Annotated in this window: 19 protein-coding genes and 1 pseudogene; 7 read left to right on the top strand and 13 right to left on the bottom strand. The window is 67.8% G+C overall.

Annotated features, from left to right (window positions below; translation table 11 throughout):
- The 6 genes and pseudogenes from ACFOVU_RS12485 to ACFOVU_RS12460 form a co-directional block, all read right to left on the bottom strand.
- Positions 1 to 1,743 (bottom strand): annotated as a pseudogene (locus tag ACFOVU_RS12485) (hypothetical protein); the annotation flags it as partial.
- Between the two features lie 87 nt (positions 1,744 to 1,830).
- On the bottom strand, positions 1,831 to 2,247 hold the full coding sequence (locus ACFOVU_RS12480; protein WP_378533076.1) for a hypothetical protein: 417 nt from the start codon (positions 2,245 to 2,247) through the stop codon (positions 1,831 to 1,833).
- A 61-nt stretch (positions 2,248 to 2,308) separates the two neighbouring features.
- Complete coding sequence (locus ACFOVU_RS12475; RefSeq protein ID WP_378533074.1) at positions 2,309 to 2,608, bottom strand: WXG100 family type VII secretion target; 300 nt, start codon at positions 2,606 to 2,608, stop codon at positions 2,309 to 2,311.
- An 81-nt stretch (positions 2,609 to 2,689) separates the two neighbouring features.
- A complete protein-coding gene (locus tag ACFOVU_RS12470; protein ID WP_378533072.1) occupies positions 2,690 to 3,013 on the bottom strand; it encodes a hypothetical protein in 324 nt (107 codons plus the stop codon).
- Between the two features lie 545 nt (positions 3,014 to 3,558).
- Positions 3,559 to 3,726: a DUF397 domain-containing protein gene (locus tag ACFOVU_RS12465; RefSeq protein ID WP_378533070.1), complete on the bottom strand. Its 168-nt coding sequence runs from the start codon at positions 3,724 to 3,726 to the stop codon at positions 3,559 to 3,561.
- The gene (locus ACFOVU_RS12460; RefSeq protein WP_378533068.1) at positions 3,723 to 4,484 is read right to left on the bottom strand and encodes a helix-turn-helix domain-containing protein; all 762 of its coding nucleotides are present in this window, start codon (positions 4,482 to 4,484) and stop codon (positions 3,723 to 3,725) included. The genes ACFOVU_RS12465 and ACFOVU_RS12460 overlap by 4 nt, the downstream gene beginning before the upstream one ends.
- 438 nt (positions 4,485 to 4,922) lie before the next feature.
- Between ACFOVU_RS12460 and ACFOVU_RS12455 the strand changes: the two genes are divergently transcribed.
- The 3 genes from ACFOVU_RS12455 to ACFOVU_RS12445 all read left to right on the top strand — a co-directional run bounded on the left by ACFOVU_RS12455 (position 4,923) and on the right by ACFOVU_RS12445 (position 7,210).
- Entirely contained in the window at positions 4,923 to 5,315 is a 393-nt protein-coding gene (locus ACFOVU_RS12455) for a hypothetical protein (protein WP_378533066.1), read from the top strand.
- A 113-nt stretch (positions 5,316 to 5,428) separates the two neighbouring features.
- The gene (locus ACFOVU_RS12450) at positions 5,429 to 6,463 is read left to right on the top strand and encodes a helix-turn-helix domain-containing protein (RefSeq protein ID WP_378533064.1); all 1,035 of its coding nucleotides are present in this window, start codon (positions 5,429 to 5,431) and stop codon (positions 6,461 to 6,463) included.
- A gap of 354 nt (positions 6,464 to 6,817) precedes the next feature.
- Entirely contained in the window at positions 6,818 to 7,210 is a 393-nt protein-coding gene (locus ACFOVU_RS12445; RefSeq protein WP_378533062.1) for a hypothetical protein, read from the top strand.
- Between the two features lie 7 nt (positions 7,211 to 7,217).
- Here ACFOVU_RS12445 and ACFOVU_RS12440 read toward each other — a convergent pair whose 3' ends face one another.
- The 3 genes from ACFOVU_RS12440 to ACFOVU_RS12430 are packed head-to-tail and all read right to left on the bottom strand — an operon-like array spanning position 7,218 to position 9,842.
- Positions 7,218 to 7,970 (bottom strand): MerR family transcriptional regulator, encoded by a 753-nt coding sequence (locus tag ACFOVU_RS12440; protein ID WP_378533060.1) that lies wholly within the window; start codon positions 7,968 to 7,970, stop codon positions 7,218 to 7,220.
- Positions 7,922 to 9,184 (bottom strand): amino acid ABC transporter substrate-binding protein, encoded by a 1,263-nt coding sequence (locus ACFOVU_RS12435; protein WP_378533058.1) that lies wholly within the window; start codon positions 9,182 to 9,184, stop codon positions 7,922 to 7,924. Before ACFOVU_RS12435 ends, ACFOVU_RS12440 begins: the two co-directional genes overlap by 49 nt.
- Before the next feature lies 1 nt (position 9,185).
- Positions 9,186 to 9,842, bottom strand: coding sequence for a hydrolase (locus ACFOVU_RS12430; RefSeq protein ID WP_378533056.1), 657 nt, complete (start codon positions 9,840 to 9,842; stop codon positions 9,186 to 9,188).
- A 440-nt stretch (positions 9,843 to 10,282) separates the two neighbouring features.
- On the opposite strand from ACFOVU_RS12430, the gene ACFOVU_RS12425 reads away from it, so the two are divergent.
- The 4 genes from ACFOVU_RS12425 (at position 10,283) to ACFOVU_RS12410 (ending at position 13,779) form a co-directional block, all read left to right on the top strand.
- Positions 10,283 to 11,335, top strand: coding sequence for a pirin family protein (locus tag ACFOVU_RS12425; protein WP_378533054.1), 1,053 nt, complete (start codon positions 10,283 to 10,285; stop codon positions 11,333 to 11,335).
- 92 nt (positions 11,336 to 11,427) lie between these two features.
- Positions 11,428 to 11,817, top strand: a complete 390-nt coding sequence (locus tag ACFOVU_RS12420) for a GNAT family N-acetyltransferase (RefSeq protein WP_378533052.1) — start codon at positions 11,428 to 11,430, stop codon at positions 11,815 to 11,817.
- A complete protein-coding gene (locus tag ACFOVU_RS12415; protein WP_378533050.1) occupies positions 11,814 to 12,272 on the top strand; it encodes a carboxymuconolactone decarboxylase family protein in 459 nt (152 codons plus the stop codon). Before ACFOVU_RS12420 ends, ACFOVU_RS12415 begins: the two co-directional genes overlap by 4 nt.
- Positions 12,273 to 12,492: 220 nt before the next feature.
- A complete protein-coding gene (locus ACFOVU_RS12410) occupies positions 12,493 to 13,779 on the top strand; it encodes a glutaminase (protein ID WP_378533048.1) in 1,287 nt (428 codons plus the stop codon).
- A 142-nt stretch (positions 13,780 to 13,921) separates the two neighbouring features.
- Here the strand turns inward: ACFOVU_RS12410 and ACFOVU_RS12405 are convergent, their stop codons facing one another.
- The 4 genes from ACFOVU_RS12405 to ACFOVU_RS12390 form a co-directional block, all read right to left on the bottom strand.
- Positions 13,922 to 14,821 carry an extracellular catalytic domain type 1 short-chain-length polyhydroxyalkanoate depolymerase gene (locus ACFOVU_RS12405; protein WP_378533046.1) on the bottom strand — a complete coding sequence of 300 codons (900 nt, stop codon included), beginning with the start codon at positions 14,819 to 14,821 and terminating at the stop codon, positions 13,922 to 13,924.
- Between the two features lie 338 nt (positions 14,822 to 15,159).
- Complete coding sequence (locus ACFOVU_RS12400; protein WP_378533044.1) at positions 15,160 to 15,999, bottom strand: alpha/beta fold hydrolase; 840 nt, start codon at positions 15,997 to 15,999, stop codon at positions 15,160 to 15,162.
- An 88-nt stretch (positions 16,000 to 16,087) separates the two neighbouring features.
- On the bottom strand, positions 16,088 to 17,215 hold the full coding sequence (locus ACFOVU_RS12395; protein WP_378533042.1) for a serine hydrolase domain-containing protein: 1,128 nt from the start codon (positions 17,213 to 17,215) through the stop codon (positions 16,088 to 16,090).
- A gap of 157 nt (positions 17,216 to 17,372) precedes the next feature.
- A complete protein-coding gene (locus tag ACFOVU_RS12390) occupies positions 17,373 to 17,618 on the bottom strand; it encodes a (4Fe-4S)-binding protein (protein ID WP_378533040.1) in 246 nt (81 codons plus the stop codon).
- Positions 17,619 to 17,648: the final 30 nt, after the last annotated feature.

Below are 17,648 nucleotides of genomic sequence, written 5' to 3'. Positions count from 1 at the left end.
ACCGTTCGGGCCGGAGTCCAGCTCCCGGTCGAGGTCGCGGGCGGCCTGGTCGTAGTACTCGTCCAGCTGCCGGTTGTAGCGATCTTCCGACGACCGGCGGTTGCCGTTGTTCCCGCCTCCGCCACCGCCCAGAGACCCGCCGCCACCGACCGGCGGAGGCGGTCCACTGTTCATCTCCGATTCAAGGTCGTCGGACTGCCGGTTGTAGTAGTCGTCCAGCGTCCGGTTGAACCGGTCCTCCGAGGCCGGGCCGTCACCGCCGTTGCCACCGCCGTCCTCGTCGAGGTCGCCACCGCCGCCCTCGGGACCGGAGTTCAGATCGTTGATGGCGTTCTGGTAGTAGTCGTCGAGCGCGTTGTTGTACTCGTCCTCCATGTCGGGGCCATCGTTATTTCCCCCGCCACCGTCCTCCGTGAGGTCGTCCTCGCTGCTCTCGGGACCACTCTCCAGATCCTTTAGCAGGTCCTGGTAGTACTTATCGAGCGCCTCTTCGTACTCTTTCTGGGAGTCGGACGGCCCCCCGTCGTCATCGTTCTCATCTCCCTCGCCATCGCCGTCATCGTCGTTCATGAGATCCTTGAGGTTTTCGATCTCATTCTCGTAATAATCCTCGAGTAGCTCCTCATACTCCTTCTGAGTGTCGGATTTGTCGTTGTCCTCACTCTCGTCATCGTCGTCGGGTCCGAAGCCGCCACCCCCGCCGCCCACGCCGGACCAGTCGAGCGGTCGCGGGATCGGCTCCACGATCTCTTCGAACTTGTGTCTGTTGCTGATGTAGGAGTCGGAGACCGTCCTCATGGTCTCGTTGGCACCGGCGACGAAATCGTTCAGTCCGTCACGCCATATCTGTTTGACTCGCTCCTGGATCTCCTTCCAGGTATTAACATCGTTGGCCTTGCCGACATCGCCGATTTGGGTGGTCTCGTCTCCATGTTCGAGGCGCGCGATGTCCTTGTTCTGCTCAAACCAGTGGGTGACGACATCGGACGGGTCCGCTAGCCCGTTTCCCGCCCATTCGTTGTTGAGACCGGTCAGGGCCGGTGCGGCCGTCCAGACGACCGTGTCCCTGACGTTTCGTATGGCCTCAGGGTAGGGGCCGACCTGGTCACTGAGGGTGTAGAAGCGAGTCTGGATGTTGCGCAGGTGCTCCCGGAAAACATCGGCGGTCGCTCCTTCCAGGGCGTCGTCGGCGGTGGCGCGCCACTCCCCGACGCGGTCCCCGGCGCCGTTCACCATGGCCACCAGATCGTCGAGGGTCTCGGCGAGCCCCGCCATCCTTCTCGGGCTGAAGGTCTTGCTGTCGTCCCCTCTCCACGGCCCGTTGAGGATGTTGATCATGTGGTCGAAGAACGCCTTTCCGACGGCACCCGTCTCCACGTTGGAGTTGGCGTAGGTGATACCGGAGTAGTACGTCTTCTCGTCGGAGCCCCCGACAAAACTTCCGCCACCCGAGGGATGCGGGACCCATGTCGCTTCGGTCGGTGCGAGATGCGATTCCAGCCAATGAGTGAGTCCGCCCGGGCTTTTCTGGTCGGACTTGAAGCTTTCGAACCAGTCGGCTTTCATCATCGCGTCAATGGAGATCATCGGAGGTACGGATGATTCCATTTCCCGATCGGCGAAGATGTTGATGATGTCGTGAAGTTCCGTGGGGAGCGGAGCGCCTTCAAGATCGCGATCGGCCGGTTTATTTTCCAGCCCATCGTGCCCAAGCTCGATATCCCCCTCAGCTTTTTTTGGCATATCTCCTCCTCACTCGCTCTCCCTCGGAACCGCCATTCGCTCGGCCACCGGACCGTGACGTCTACGGCCCGTGGCACCCCGGCCCTGTCAGCCCTCGTCCTTGTCCTCCCCGCCGGATCCGCCTGGCCCAGCGTTCTCGGGGTCGATGATGAATGCGAGGTCATTGACGGTCACCACGGCGTCGTTCTCGGCGTCGTCAAAGAGTCTGTGCGAATTCTCCAACTGGGAGTCGAGCGTCTCGAACTCTTTGATCAGACCGTTGATCTGATCGCGCATCGCGCGTACATTGTTATTCAGCGTGTTGGCAAAGGTGCCCGCCGAGGGGAAAATGGTCGAATTACCGGCCCTGATGCCGTTGATGATCGGCGCATCCTCGCCGACGTCATCGTCGATGTACTTCTGCAGGGCCAACTTCTGTTCCTCGAGGTCCTTCAGTATCTGCGTGATGTGCTCCTCACGGAACTTGCGCAGGTAGCCGAAGGTGATCTCGGTCTTCTCCGCCATTGCTCAACCTCCTCACTCCTCAACCCGCCGGCCGGTCGCACCCGTCACCGGCGGGCGGCGGCTACATGGTCCGCGAGACCCATTCGAGCGACAGCTTGTTGTCGGTGTTCTGGTAGTTGTCGCGGATCAGGATCAGCGCCTGCTCCGCCCTGGTGAGCAGGAACTCCATGTCCTGCACGTTGAGCTGCCACTGCGCCATGCTGTTGTCGTAGTTCTCGGCCGTGGCACCGTCGAGCTCGCCGCGGACCCGGGCCATCTTCGAGGCCAGCTTGTCGAGGGATTCGCGGATCTCCTGCGTGCGCGCACGCAGGTCGAACGCGGAATCGTCCATGCCCGAATACTTGACGGAAAAATCGCTCATTTGCTGCTGCCTCGTTTCGTTTCCCGGAGGCACCCCAGAGGACGGCCGGATTCAGAACGTAAAAGGGGGAGGAGGTGGCGGTCAGGCGCTCTGGTTGGGGTTGAGCTGGCTCATCCAGGCGTTGGAGGTGACGAGGTTTTCGTCCTCCAGGTTCAACATGCCCTTCGTGGTGCCGCCGAAGGTGCCGATCATGTTGTTCATGCCGTTGACGATGAGCCGCAGCTCCTCCAGCCACTTCACCAGCGCGGTCTCATAGCCCGCCTCCGCGCCGCCCTGCCAGCTCGACTTCAGCGAGTCGCGCAGGAAGTCCACCTTGGTGTAGACGGCATTGCACTCGCCGTGGGCCTCCTCCATGGCGTCCCGGCCGGTCGTCATCCCGTATTCGGTACTGGTAGTCAGACTCATGTCCGCTCCTCCTCGCGACATATGGGGCAGCGCTGCCCGGGCGGGGAGGTGGTCACAGACCGGTTGGATCGAGCCGACTACGCGCATGCGAGCGCGCGACCAGGACGCGCGATCCGGCGTCTACTCCGTTCCCCCGAAACCGCGGGCGCACGGATAGCCAAAACCATGCTCCTAGAGCATGGTCAAGCCGCCGCGGAGATCCAGTCGGTGTTATTCGCGTTTTAGCTGCTCTCGCCCGGTTTCCATGGAGCGGTTACCCAACGTGAGCACAGAAGCGCGCGCGGATGCAGCGGGGCACGGTGCCGGTGCCCACGCGCGGCCGACGTCGGAGCGAGCGGATGCTGTGGCCCGTGGAGCGCGGGTCGTGGACGGTGGCTTGGGGCGCCGTCACGGCGGAGATGAACAGCCGGCCACGCAGAACGCTCGGCTGGGAAACCCCAGCCGAGCGTCTCGCTAAGCTCCTGGCGACAGCCAGTGGATCACTCGTGTTGCAACGCCCCCTGGAATTCGCCGTCGACGGGAGAGGAGGCCAGGGGGCGCAGGCGCTACAGGGAGTCGAGGTCGGCCAGCAACGCGCGCCACTCCGCCGCGGGCACGGCGAGGACCACGCCGTCGCGGTGCTTCGTGTCCCGCACAAGGGTCGTCGGGCCCTCTGCAACCTCTACGCACTCACCGGATGCGGTGGAGTAGCTGGATTTGTGGAAGTCGTTCACGTTAGTTCCTCGATCCTCTTGCGGGATTCCTCAGGACTGAGCGCCCATGCCTGCAACTGGTTGGCCGCCGCGTTGAACGCGGCTACCTCTCGGGGAAGATCGAAGGGCGTTCCTCCCATGGCATGTTCGGCGAACAGCACGGGCAGGCGGTCTTCGAAGCTGATGAGGCGGAACGCTCCTGTTGCGGCAGCCAGGTGCACAGCGTCGGGGATGAGCTGCAAGCACACGGATGATTCTGTCAGGTCGAGCACGTGGGACAGCGCATCGGGGGCTATCTGCGGAGCGGCCCTGACCACGGCGTCGGGCAGCATCACAGAGATCTTGGGGCCGTCTTCTCGTAGCAGGTGCTTATTGCGTCGCATGCGCTGGTCCACAATCGTTCCCACCTGCTCATCTGTGTCCAGCGGACGGCCCATGCGCACAATTGCTCGCGTGTAGTCGGGGCTCTGGAGAATGAACGGCATGAGGAACGGCTGGCAGATCCGGATCTCAACCGCGTGGTCTTCCACATCAGAGATCCGTTGCATCCATTCCGGCTCGGCCTCGCGCCGCTTCTGCTCAAGCCAGCGGCGCACCAACAGGCCCTCAGCGCCAAGCGCCCTGTCCAGTGCTTCCGCGTGATCCCTCTTGGGGTTCGCCTTGCCGTTCACCAGCGCCGATATCTGAGCAGGGGACCAACCGACCGTTCGCGCAAGCTTCGCCTGACTGATCCCGGACTGCCGAACCAGAGAGCGGAGCGCACTCGTGAAGTCACTCATAGCCAGAAGTATTCAGTAAGCGTTCGGAAACGAACAGCGAATCTCGAAAATAACGGGAGCCTCTGATGTCGGTAGCGCCTCTTCCCGCTCATGAACAATTCTGAACGCGAGGCCCCCGCGGTGACGGCGAATCACCCGGGGGCGTGGCCACCAGTTCGGAGCTGATGACGTCATGCAGATTACCGCCATATTGTGGCTGATCGTCCGGTTCGCATGGCCCCCGCATACCGGGACCAGGACCCGAAACCAGAGGTATGCGGCCCGGCACCGCCTTTCCTCCCCACCGCCCCAGCCCGACCCGATCCGCCCCGGTGTCCAGCGCCGGCCCGCGCCGGTCGTGGACCCCGACAAGGTCTCGCCGCCCGCCGAAGTCGTGCGCGGAGGACTCATCGCGTGGGAGACCGGGGCCTTCAGCGTCGGGGAACTGGTGGGCGCGTGATGGCGACCCACGCACCCCATCATGCGAGCACGCACGCCCGCACCTTCCACGCCGGAGCCGAGATCGCCGAGGCCCGCGCGTGGCTCACCGCGCTCCTGCCCATCGAGGCAGGGATGCCCGACGACATGGCCGCCGCGGCGGCGCTGTGCCTGTCGGAGGTCATGACCGCCACCACGGCCCGCACCGGCGCGGCCAAGCTGTCGGTCTCGGTGGGCGCCGACCACCTCTACGTCGAGTCCCGCCCCACCACCGGCGTGCGCACCCGCGCGCCCCGGACCGTCGCCGACGCCGACACCCGGATGTACGCGACCGCGCTCATGGAGGCGTTCACCACCCAGTGGGGGGCGCTCCCCGACGAAGGCCGGTACTTCCTCCTCAACTGGCAGACCTGACTCCAAGGAGCCCATCGGGCCGGGTCGCCGATCGCCCGACCGCAACCCCTTCCCGTGCCCGACCCCGGTCGCGGGAGGGGGCACCCCCAAGCCCCCGAGATGGAAAGCCCCCCGTGTTCGACACATCACAGGCGCGCACCGCAGCACGCAGCGTGGCCGCCCCCTCCCCCATGCGGCCCCTTCCCCCCAACGCCATCCACCCCGAAGAGGTCGCCCGCATCCTGCATCTCGCCCCATGCACCGTCAGAGCCAAGGCTCTCAAGGGCCACATCCCCACCGAACAGGCCCCGGACGGGCGCCGCTGGTTCGACCGCGAAGCCATCTTCCGCCTGGCCGCCGATCTCGAAGCCCTCACCACCGAGAGCGATGACCTGCTGTGGGTCGGGGAAGCCGCGGATCTCGCGTGGGTGGACACCATCGACATCCGCAGGTGGGCCGATCAAGGCGTTCTCCCCGTCGTCCGCAGCCCCGCAAGCTCGCTGCGTCGCTACCGGCGCTCCGATGTCATGCGCGTGGCGGCCGTGCACCCCGGACCGACAGCCGTGGCGCCCACCGCCATCGACGAGGTGTCCACCGGCGAGGCCGCGGAGATCGCCGGGGTCACCATCGCGACCATCCGCCGCTGGGCGGTGAGCGGCGCACTTCCCGGCGTCGGCATCCCCGGGCAGACGCCGCGCTGCTACCGGGAGTCCGACCTCGCCGGCATTGTGAGCCGACGGCTCGAAACCCGGGTGACGGCCGAGGGCACCCGGGACGACACCTACACGGTTGCCGAGGCCGCGCGCATCCTCGCAGCCGGTGAGAGCGTCATACGCCGCTGGGTGCACAACGGGGTTCTTCCGGTCCGGTCCCTGTACAGGCGCTTTCGCATCGTGGCCGATGCCGTGCACGAGCTGGAGGCACAGTGGCTCGCCCCGGCGACGCCCACCGCCACCGGTCGACCGTGGGTGGTGCCGGACATGGGCGTTGAGGAAGCCGCGCGCCTACTGGGCAGGAGCAGCAGCTTCGTGCACCGGGTGGCCAACCAGGGCATCATCCGGTCCATCCGCTGGCCCCTCACCCACACGCGCCGCTTCTACAGCGCCGAGATCCGCGCGATGGCCGAACGCGCCGACGAGGAACGTCGCGGCCCTGATGCCCGTACCTGACCCCGCGTGTCCCGACCCGGCAGCAGGAGAGGCAGGGGCAGAAACACACGGCTCTCTCCGTCGGACCGGTACCCCCGTGTGCCGGACGGCCGTTTCCGTCCTGTTCCAGGCCCCGGCAGGGGACGGAAGCGCACACGACGAAGGGACCGTCGCGGTTGCCGCCGGACGGTCCCTCACGAGCGTGTCCCACACCTGACCAGGACCGGGACACGCGACGCCCATTCGCTCACACGAACGGATCTCTCGCATGTCAGAGTACCCCCCGACCAACATCTGCACGGGGTGCAACAAGCCCTTCTCCCACTGCACGTGCGCCCGCAGCCACGCCCCCGCGGTGTGTCTGGGAGGGTGGTCATGGCAGCAGCTCCCCCAGCCGCCCGCACCGTCGAGGCCGGCGGCATGACCGACGCCGACACCACAGAGCCCCTGCCGCGCCGAGACCGCGGCACGAACACGTTCCGCCCGGGTGTACACCCCGCCCCACCGATCGCACCGGCACGGCTGGCCGACGCGCCCGGCGAGGACCGGCGCTACTCGGCCCCGGAACGGAACCGGTGGTGGGGCACGGGTGAGATCGCCGAAGCCTGCAACGTGCGCCGGATCACGGTGTGGAGGTGGATAGTCCAGCAACGGCGCGTGCCCCACCTCCGTACCCCCACAGGACGCATCCTGGTCAGCGACACCGACGCCCGCGCTTTGCTTGCCGACCAGGCGCCCACCGGCCACGGGGTGAAGGGGAAGGGCTGACGGCGCGTCATTCGGCGTCCTCATTGGCTTCCCGCATGGCGCGCACCTGCTCGTGCGCCAGGATGCTGCCGCGCTTGAGCACGTCGAGCTGGGCGGGGTTGTACAGCTCGAGGATCGCCTTGATGAAGGTCTCCCGTGTGACCTGCTCGCTCTTCAAGAGGTGCGTCGCCGGGTCGCTCAGCCACGGATAGTCGTTGAGACTCTCGGCGATGATCGGTGCGAGCCGCTTCGCGAGGCTCTGCCGGGTCGCCTCGTCGGCGTCGGCCGGCAAGGCCTCGATGTCGTCATCGACGGAGCCGGCGCCGGTCTTCATCATCTGCAGCAGGTCCGACATCGCGGCGTCGTCGTAGAGCTGCGTGTAGATGTGGAGCAGCGCCCGGTCGGCCGCCGACAGGCGCGACGCGATGGGCTCGAATCCTGCGGGCACGTCGACCGAGGCGCTGTCGGGCAGCATGGCCGCGATATCGGCGCGGGTCCGCTGAATGCGCTCGATGGCCAGCGCCAGCTCGGCGTCGATCCCCCGCAGCACATCCGGGGCTCTGGCGCGGTCGTCGGTCAACTCGTCGATCTGGGAGAGGGGGACTCCGAGGTCGGCGAGCCGGCGGATGTGGAGAACGCGCACGAGATCCAGTACGCCGTACTTCTTGTATCCGTTGTATTGGCGCGCGGGTTCCTTGAGCAGCCCGATCCGATGATAGTGCCGGATGGCGCTCACCTTGATGTTCGCCAGTTCGGCGAGTTCACGGGTGCTCCATGCCACGACATCTCTCCTCGTTCACACCGGCCGGCAGTGAGGGCTTGCGCGTAGGGAAAGACCAGCTCTCCGGAGGACGATTCCCGCGGCGATACCACGATCTGCCGCGACCCGTCCCGGAACTGCCCGACCTCATGGCCGGAGATGCCCTGGAACTGGACCTGGAGGACCCGCGGCTGCGACCACTCCCCCTTGGCACCGAACCGGACATCGCCCATGACGGTCGGGAAGGTCTCCTTGCGTGCGTAGGCCGCGAGGCTCGCGTCGTCGAAACCGCCGGTCGCCTCGACGGCTTGGGCGACCACCTGCATCTGGGCGTAGGCGAGCGGCGCCATGTAATGCCCCAGGAGGTCGACGCCGGCTTCGCCGGCCCGTGCCTGGTAGGTGTCCAGCAGTTCCCCGACGCCCGGGAACATCATCGTGGGGACCGGAGCCCAGTACTCGTAGTTGACGAAGCCGTTGAGCAGCGGCCCGAGTGTCGTCTTCACCGCCGTGTTCTGCGGGCCGATCATGGCACCGCCGACCATCTGCGGACGGTAGCGGTGCGACCGCAGTGTCCGCGCCAGGCCGATGGAGTCGGCCAGGTAGGAACACAGGAACAGCAGATCAGCGCCGCTTTCGGCGACGGCGTCGATGACGGGCGTGAAGTCCTCGGTCGAGAGCGGATACGTGGCCTCGTGGACGACCTGGATCCCGTACTTCTCCGCATTGGAGCGGGCGCCGAGAACCGGATTGCGTGAGAACTCGGCGTCGGCCGATACGAGCGCCACGGTCGCCGCCCGCGGGTCCTGTCGCGCGGCGAGTTCGAAGAACCCCTCGGTGAGCGCGGCGTTGGGATCCGGTCCGGTCGGGATCATGGCGAAGTAGTTCGGATAGGCGAGCGCGTTGTTGACGCCGAGGCCCATGAGCCCGACGAAGAAGCGCTCCCGCTCCGCTATCAACCCCATGGCCGCCAGCAGGGTGTTGGTGCCGTAACCACCGATGACGAGATCGACCTCGTCCTTGTCGATCAGCCGCTCGTAGATACCGGGCACCAGGGAGGCATTCCCCTGGTCGTCGTGGCGGACGAACTCGACCCGGCGGCCGAGCAGGCCGCCGCGGGCGTTGACGTCCTCGCGCCAGATGTCGTGGGCGAGGAGGGCCGACCGGCCGTTGTCCGCGAGGGGGCCTGTCAGGGACAGGCAGTACCCGATGCGGATAGGAGCCTGTCCCCCGCTCACGTCAGGCGCCGCTTCCCAGGTGGGTTCCCAGCAGCTGCGTCTCCCATGTGAGGGCGATGCCGGAGCCACCGGCGTGCTGCATCAGCATCTCGGACAGGCCCGGCAAGGTCTTCTCGCGGGCGTAGTCGCGCTGCAACTCACTGGCCACCGCCAGCCAGGTGATGGGCACCACGCCGGCCTGGACCATGCGCCGCACGGCCATGTCGTGGGTCTCGGCCGAGGCCCCGCCCGACGCGTCGGTGACGACGAAGACCTCGAAGCCCTCGCCCGCCGCCTGAATCGCCGGCATGGCCACACAGACCTCCGTCCACAGGCCGGCGATGATCAGCTTCTTGCGGCCGGTGGCCTTGACGACGTCGACGACGTTGGGGTCCTGCCAGGTGTTGACGAGCGTGCGGTTGATCGGCTTCTGATCCGGGAACACGTCCTGCAGTGCCTGGATGAGGTAGCCGCCGCGCTCCTCCAGCACGGTCGTCAGGATGGTCGGGACGTCGAAGACCTTCGCGGTCTTGGCGAGGCCGAGGACGTTGTTGACGACCATCGACGGTTCGTGGCTGTGGAGGTTGGCGAACTGGAACGGCTGGTGGTCGATCAGCACGAGGACGCTCTCCTCGGGCGTCAGCAGTGCCTCGAGTCCGGACTTCGCTGCAGCGCTCATGGATCCCTCTCCAGGGGTTGGTGTTCTGGGGGCTTTGGCGGGACACCGTCGTTCTCGGCGCGGGAGATAGGGCCGTGTGCGTCCACGCCGACGCACCTGAGCCGAATCGGTGGAACATCGCGCCGTGCCGGTTGCCGGCTCCGGCGACCAGCACGGCCTTCGCGTCGGTGACGGCCCGGCCAAGTAGTTGATACTTCACCTACATTAGGGCAGATACATGATGTGTCAACCATGCAGGCCAACCCTATGTCCGCCCCCACGGGCGCACCCTGGAGCCAAGAGTTGATACATCATCTATCATCCATCGAGAGCAGCTTGGGGCCGTGCGCCGACAAGGGATGAGAGGCGGTCCCGCCGTAGGCCGGCATCCCCTCCTTGGTCGAGGATGAGCCGGGACGGACGGTTCGCAGTCGCGCCCGCGAGGCAGAAGGGACACCGCAATGACCAACGCAGAGGCCCGCCCGGCTCCCCACGTGTGCACCGAAGGCGGTCTCCCGGGGCCGTGGGCGGAACATGCGGGCCGAGCCCCGGTCGAGATCATCAGCGCCCGTGACGTTCCGCTGGGCGGGCCGCGCGCGATGAACGTGCGCCGCACACTGCCCCAACGGCAGCGTTCGCTGATCGGAGCCTGGTGCTTCGTCGACCACTACGGGCCCGACGACGTGGCGGCCACCGGCGGGATGGATGTGGCGCCGCACCCCCACACCGGGCTGCAGACCGTCACGTGGCTCTTCGAGGGGGCCGTCGCCCACCTCGACTCCGGCGGCCACAGCGCGGACGTCCTCCCCGGGCAGATGAACCTCATGACGGCCGGGGCCGGCATCTGCCACTCCGAGACCTCTGACCCGGCCTCAGGCCGGCTCCACGGGGTGCAGCTGTGGCTCGCCCTGCCGGAGGAGGCCCGTCACACCACCGAACGCCGATTCGAGCGCTTCGTGCCCGAACCCGTCGCGTTTCCCGGAGGGGACGCGCTCGTCTTCCTCGGTTCGCTCCTGGGTTCGCGGTCGCCGGTGAAGACGTACACGCCGGTCGTGGGCGCCGAACTCCGGCTCGCCCCCGGCGCCGAGATCGATGTCGAGGCCGATCCCGGGTTCGAACACGGCCTCCTGGTGGACGCGGGCGACTCCGTCACGCTCGAAGGCGTGCACGTGCCCAAGGACGCCGTGGGCTACACCGGGGTGGGGTCGCAGACGCTGCGCATCGCCAACCGTGGCGGCGAACCGGCCCGGCTCGTGCTCCTGGGAGGTGCCCCCTTCGGCGAGGAGGTTCTCATGTGGTGGAACTTCCTGGGCCGCTCGACCGAGGAGATCCGGCGATTCCGGCAGGAGTGGGAGAACCACGGCGAACGGTTCGGGCGTGTCGAAGGCTACGTGGGACACGGCGGCCCGGGACGCAACCGCGAGCAGATGGCGAGAATACCGGCCCCCGAGCTGCCCCAGGTCCCGATGCTGCCGAGGAAGAACCCCCCACCACACGCACGGTTCGACGCCTGACAGACCCCGCTGCCGCTCGCCCCGCCGGGGCGCCGCGAACCGCTGTGCCCACCCACCGAGTTGGACACCATCCCCACAGAGAGGTAGTCGAAGTGACCGAACGGACCGACAGAACCGGCGCCCCCGTGCAGATCAAGCTCGATGAGACCGACGCCATCAGCGCCTACACCGTGAGCCTGGACGACGGGACCCTCGCCGGCCGTGCGGCCTTCGTCGACCCGCCGGGGGCCGACGGCGAGCGCATCTTCTTCCACACCGAGATCGCCGAGGAGTTCGGCGGTCGTGGCCTGGCGGGGCTCCTCGTCCGCGAGGCGCTGGCCGACAGCATCCGCAAGGACCTCACCGTCGTGCCCGTGTGCCCGCTCTTCCGCAGCCACCTGGACAAGCACGGCGAGGCCTACGCGGCCGAAGGCGGACGGTTCCGCCGGCCGCGGCCGGCCGACCTCTCCACCGTCCGGCAGGCGACCGAGGTCGGGGCATGAGCGCGGAGCGGCCCTACATCGACAAGCAGCACCCCGAGGTGTACAAGGCAGCCGTCAAGGCGGCTGCGGCCTCCCGGACCGCGGCACACGAGGCCGGCCTCGGCGACGACACGATCGAGATCATCAACATCCGCGTGTCGCAGATCAACGGGTGCCCGACCTGCCTGAGCGTCCATTTCCCCAAGGCGCTCAAGGCCGGGGTGCAGCAGAGCACCCTGGACCTGCTGCCCGCGTGGCGGGAGGCCGGCGTCTTCACCGATGAGCAGAAGGCCGCGCTCCTCCTGGCGGAGTCCCTCACGGTGATCGATCCCACGATCGACCGGGACTTCGTCAACGCGCGTGCGGCCGTCCACCTGACCAAGGACCAGATCTCCGCGGTGGAGTGGATCACCACCATGATCAACGCGTTCAACCGCGTCTCGATCGCCAGTGGCCACCCTGCGCTGACATCGTAGGAGACAGGAGAATGGCCCTGCCGCCGTGGCCACCGGGTTCAATGAACCGTGCTGCGGCGGCAGGTCCGGGGCACGCCGTCTCGCGATGGCGCGCCTCACCGCCGGGGCTGCCCGCCCTCGGCGTCTCACTTTGCCGACATCGGACCGTGACGCGCAGGGGCCGACCGCCGTTGTGAGGGCCGCTCACGCGTCGTCGTGTCCCGGTCCCAAGGAGCGCGCCATGCGATCACCGATACCCGACTATCTCGCTGAGGTGCGCGAAGCCGTCGAACCCGACCGCTCCGGCGCGCCCGCGGGCTACATCCCCGAGCTCGCCGCAGCCGACCCCGAGCGCCTGGGCATGGCCTTCGCCATGCTGGACGGCGAAGTCCACGCCTGCGGCGACGCCGATCAGGCGTTCACCATCCAATCGATCTCCAAGCCGTTCGTCTACGCGCTCGCGCTGGCGGACCGCGGTTTCGACACCGTGCTGGACAAGATCGGGGTGGAACCCTCGGGAGAGGCCTTCAACCAGATCTCCCTGGAACCGGGGACCGGCCGCCCGCTCAACCCCATGATCAACGCGGGCGCGATCGCCACGCACGCCCTCGCCGGCACCGGGCAGATGGGGGCCGGCGACCGGGTGCAACGGGTGATCGACGGGCTGTCCGCGTTCGCCGGGCGCAGCCTGGAGACCGATGAGTCGGTGTTCGCCTCGGAGATGGCGCACGCCCACCGCAACCTCGCGATCGCGCACATGCTCCGGACCCACGACATCCTCACCGAGGACCCCGAAAAGGTGGTCGAGGGCTATACCCGGCAGTGCTCGGTCCTGGTCACCGTGCGCGACCTCGCCGTCATGGCCGCGACCTTGGCCAACAACGGCGTCCACCCGGTCTCCGGGCAGCAGGTGGTGCCGGGTCCGGTGGTACGACAGGTCCTGAGCGTGATGTCCACCTGCGGGATGTACGACGCCGCCGGAGACTGGGCGACCCAGGTCGGCATCCCCGCCAAGAGCGGTGTGGCCGGAGGGCTGATCGGGTCCCTTCCCGGGCAGGTCGGTATAGCCACGTTCTCCCCACGGCTCGACGCACACGGCAACAGTGTCCGCGGGGTCTCACTGTTCAAACGCTTCTCCTCTGACATGGGGTTGCATCTGATGGACGTTCCGGCATCGGCGCGCGCGGTCGTACGCGGCACACGCGTCGTCGGTACCGGGGCGGCCGCGGGCCGGGTCGTGGAGCTCCAGGGCGCGATCCGCTTCACCGGTGCCGAGCGGCTCGTGCGCGAAATCGTGTCCATCGCACCCAGCGAGCCCGGGGTGGCCCTGGACCTCACACACGTCCACTCCATCGACGACGTGGCTCGCAGGATGCTGTTGGAGGTCGTGCGGCGGCTCACCCTCGACGGCCACGAGGTCTATCTGGTCGACCCGGAAACGGTGGTGCCCGATCCCGATCCCGGCGACGGTGGCCGCGTGGTCGTCGTTGGCACGGTGGAGGAGTTCGTGCACCGTCAGGGAGGATGACCGGCCGGGCGCTCGCCCGCGCACACGGCCCGGACGGCACACGGGGTGGCCCGGCCCCGTCCCGCATGTGGCGACGGCACTGAGCGGCACCGCGTCGCCCATCCCGGCGCACCGCGCCGGATGCGCGGATCAGACGTCCGGCTCAGCCGTTGCCGCGCGCCTCGTGCATCGGGTGGCGCTGCGCGAAGTCCCAGACGAGGGCGGTGGCGTCGGGCCCCGCGTGGTCGGTGTACACGCCGGCCCCGTGCGGTCCCGGCCATGCGTGCCCCAGACCGTCGACGACGTGCGCCTCGACGACGGAGGTCCCCTCCGCCGTGGACACCGTGGTGTGCGTACCGCCGTACCTGCCGCCGGCCGGCGCGACCTCCGTGGTCTCCTCGCGCAGGCCGAGGCTGTCGTTGATCATGCCGTCGTCGGCCAGGTCGCTCACGGCCGTCCAGTGCGCGACCAGCCGCTCACCGACAAGGGGCGGCACGACCTCGTCGTCCCCGCCCTGGACGACGAGCAGCGGGACCACTCGCGCGTGTTCGCCCATCTGGGACCACGCCTGACGCGCGGTGGAGGTCGGCGGAGTGAGGTCCGGGGAGTCCGGGTCCACCTGGTTCAGCCCGTACTCACCGCCCGCCACCGACGTCACCGTCGCGAAGACGTCGGGATAGGTGGCACCGAGGATGACGGCGGTCCCCGCGCCTGACGAGGCGCCGGCGACGTGCACCTGCGCCGGGTCGGCGTCGTACTCCTCGACCACCTCTCGGGCGACACCCGCGAGGAGCGCGGGCTCACCGGAGCCGCGCCGCTGCTGGTGCGGATCGGAGGAGTTCCAGCAGTTGATCGCGTTGCGGAAGAGCCGCTGGGTGGGGTAGACGACGATGAATCCCGCACGATCGGCCAGCCGGTTGAACCGGGTCGTGGCCTTCATCGAGTTCCAGCCGTAGCCGGTCATCCCGCAGCCGTGGATCGCCATGACGACCGGCAGCCGGGTCGTCCCGTCGTGCTGCGGCGGCAGGTGCACCTGGTACCGCTGGTCACCCTCGTCGCTCACATACACGTGATTGCGGTCCCCCTCCCCCATCCCCGTGGGAAGGCCGAACTGGAAGGCCGCCGTGAGGAGCCCGGCGGTGACCATGAACACGACGGCGGCCGTCGCGGTGATCCAGGGCCATCGCCGCCGGCGCCGCACACGGCCGGAGCCCGTATGGCCATGGTCGGGGTCCGGTTCTCGGGGTCGTGTCGGCATCCGGGCTCCAGCGTGCTCGTCCGGGGGGTGTCTTCAGCGTCGTGCGGGGGCCGCTCGGGCATCAGGCCGAGCGGCGGGGACGGACGGGGCCGGCCCGCGCCTCTCGGTCAGCGGGCGGTGGCCGCCCCGCCGGCCTCGTCGATCTAGCCGAGGAAGTCGAGAAGCGCGGTGTTGACCTCCTCGGCGTGCGTCCAGAGCAGCCCGTGCGGGGCGTTGTCGACCTCCACGTACCGCGCTTCGGGCAGGAGCGTGCGGAAGCGGCGGGCCGTGGCATCGATCGGGAGGATGTTGTCGGCGGTGCCGTGCAGGATCAGGGCCGGCTTGCCGCTGGCGCGCACCGCCTCGACATCGGCGCGGAAGTCCTCGATCCAGGAGGAGACGACGGCGTAGGCCGCCACCGGAGCGCTGGAGACCGCCACGTTCCAGCTGCCGGTGACCACTTCCGCGCTGATCCGGACGCCGAGGTTCTCGTCAAGGTTGTAGAAGTCGGAGAAGAACTGCGTGTACCAGGCGTAGCGGTCGCCCTTGGCCGCGGCCTCGATGCCGTCGAAGACCTTCTGCGGCACCCCCTCGGGGTTGTCGTCGCGGGCGACCAGGAAGGGCTCCAGCGAAGCGAGGAAGGCGAGCTTGGCGACGCGCTCGTGGCCGTAGCGGGACACATAGCGGGCGAGCTCGCCCGTGCCCATCGAGAACCCCACGAGGACGACGTCGCTCAGGTCGAGGGTGGTGAGCACGGTGTTCAGGTCGGCGGCGAAGGTGTCGTAGTCGTAGCCGGTGCCGACCTTCGATGATCTGCCGAAGCCGCGGCGGTCATAGGTGATGACGCGGTATCCGGCGGCGAGCAGCTCCCGTGTCTGGCGCTCCCAGCTGTGACCGTTCAGCGGGTACCCGTGGATGAGCACGACGGGCTGACCCGCGCCCTGGTCCTCGTAGTAGAGGTCGATCGGCGTGCTGTTCTCGGTTCCGACATTGATGTATCCCATGGTCTCTTTCCCGTCGTTTCCCGGTGGGTGCGCCTTGGAGGGCAGGGGCGTGGAGCCGCCTCCTGCTTTCAGCCTTTCAGCGTGTCCGTTATCGCAGGCAATCGTGAATGGCGCGCACGTAGGCCTCGGATCGGTCCGATCCGATGATCCCGGGCGCCATCTTGTTCATCGCATAGCTGATCGTCGTGCGTGTATCGAGATCCATGATGGAGAGCGACCCGCCCCAACCTCCCCAGTAGCAGGCGCGACCCTGAGGCACATACGGCAGTGTCGCGGTTTCGGGCAGGGCGTAGCCGATTCCGAATCGAAGCGGGATACCGAGGACGAGATCAATTCCATGGCTCTGCTCGTCGAAGATGAGCGAAATGGTATCCGGGGAGAGGAGTTTCACCCCGTCCACCACGCCGTCCAGCGCCAGGGAACTCAGGATCCTGGCCACCGAGCGCGCGTTGCCGTGACCGTTGACCGCACCCAATTCGGCGCGACGCCACGCGGCGGAATTGGCCGTTTCGGCGGGGACGGGCGTCCTCATGAGGACCTTGTACGGCAGGCCGTCCCGGTCCAGGTCCATGTCCAGCGGCGGTGGAGGCGTGATCGCCGCGATCCGGCCCCAGTCGGCCTCGGTCGCGCCGATCTGAAAGTCCGCGCCGAGTGGGCCGGAGATCTCCTCGGCAACGAAATCCGTCAGGGACCTGCCGCTGGCCCGGCGAACCAGCTCACCCACCAGATGGCCCTGGCTCTGGGCGTGATACCCGGATGCCGTTCCCGGTTCCCACCACGGTGCCTGCGCGGACAGCCGGCGGGTGGCCGTGGCGGTGGCGTACATGTCCTCCACCTGAAACGGCGCCTCCCAGCCGGCGACTCCGGAGGTGTGGCTGAGGATGTGACGGACCTCGACGTGCTCCTTGCCGTTCTCGGCGAATTCCGGCCAATACCGCGCCACCGGCGAATACGGGTCGAGCCGGTCTCGGTCGATCAGCATCAGCGCGGCGAGGTTGGTGACCATTTTGGTGGTCGACCAGAGATTGGTGATCGTATTCCCCGACCACCGCTCGCGGTGTTCGGCGTCGCGCCAACCGCCCCAGATGTCGACCACGACGTACCCGTCGACATCAACGACGATGCCACCACCCAGTTCGTTCCCCGTCTCCAACTGCTGCGCGAATATCTCCCGCACCGGCCGGAATGAGGGGTCGTGCCACCCGTGCACCTGCACCGGGCAACCCCTTTCTCACTGTCACGGACATTTCGATACAGCAGAAATGCGCTCCGCCGGCTCATCTCCGACCACTACATCAGCCAGTGATGATCAGGAACACGGATCCGATGAACGGCGGTGGCGATCAGGGCCGTGGTGCATCGCCGTCACACCATCAGGTGACCTTGTCGATGCCCTCGTCCGCGAGCCGGTACTGAAGTGCGCCTGAGGGGCAGCGCCGCACCACTTCGGCCAGGCGGTCGGCAGGGGCGCGGTCCGGCTGGATCCACGGGCGCCGGGCCGTGTCGAACACCTCGGGCAGACCGCGGACGCATTCGGCGGCGTGCCGACAGCGCCGGGCCTCGAAGGTGACCGTGATCGACCGCCCCTCGTACGCCTTCTTCTCGGATCCACCGCTCATACCGGCCTCCGTCACCATCGTGTCCGACTC

Source organism: Nocardiopsis sediminis (genome assembly GCF_042650565.1).
GTDB classification, from domain to species: Bacteria; Actinomycetota; Actinomycetes; order Streptosporangiales; family Streptosporangiaceae; genus Nocardiopsis_B; species Nocardiopsis_B sediminis.
Note: the sequence above shows the minus strand (reverse complement) of the source record. Positions and strands in the feature narration are given on the sequence as shown.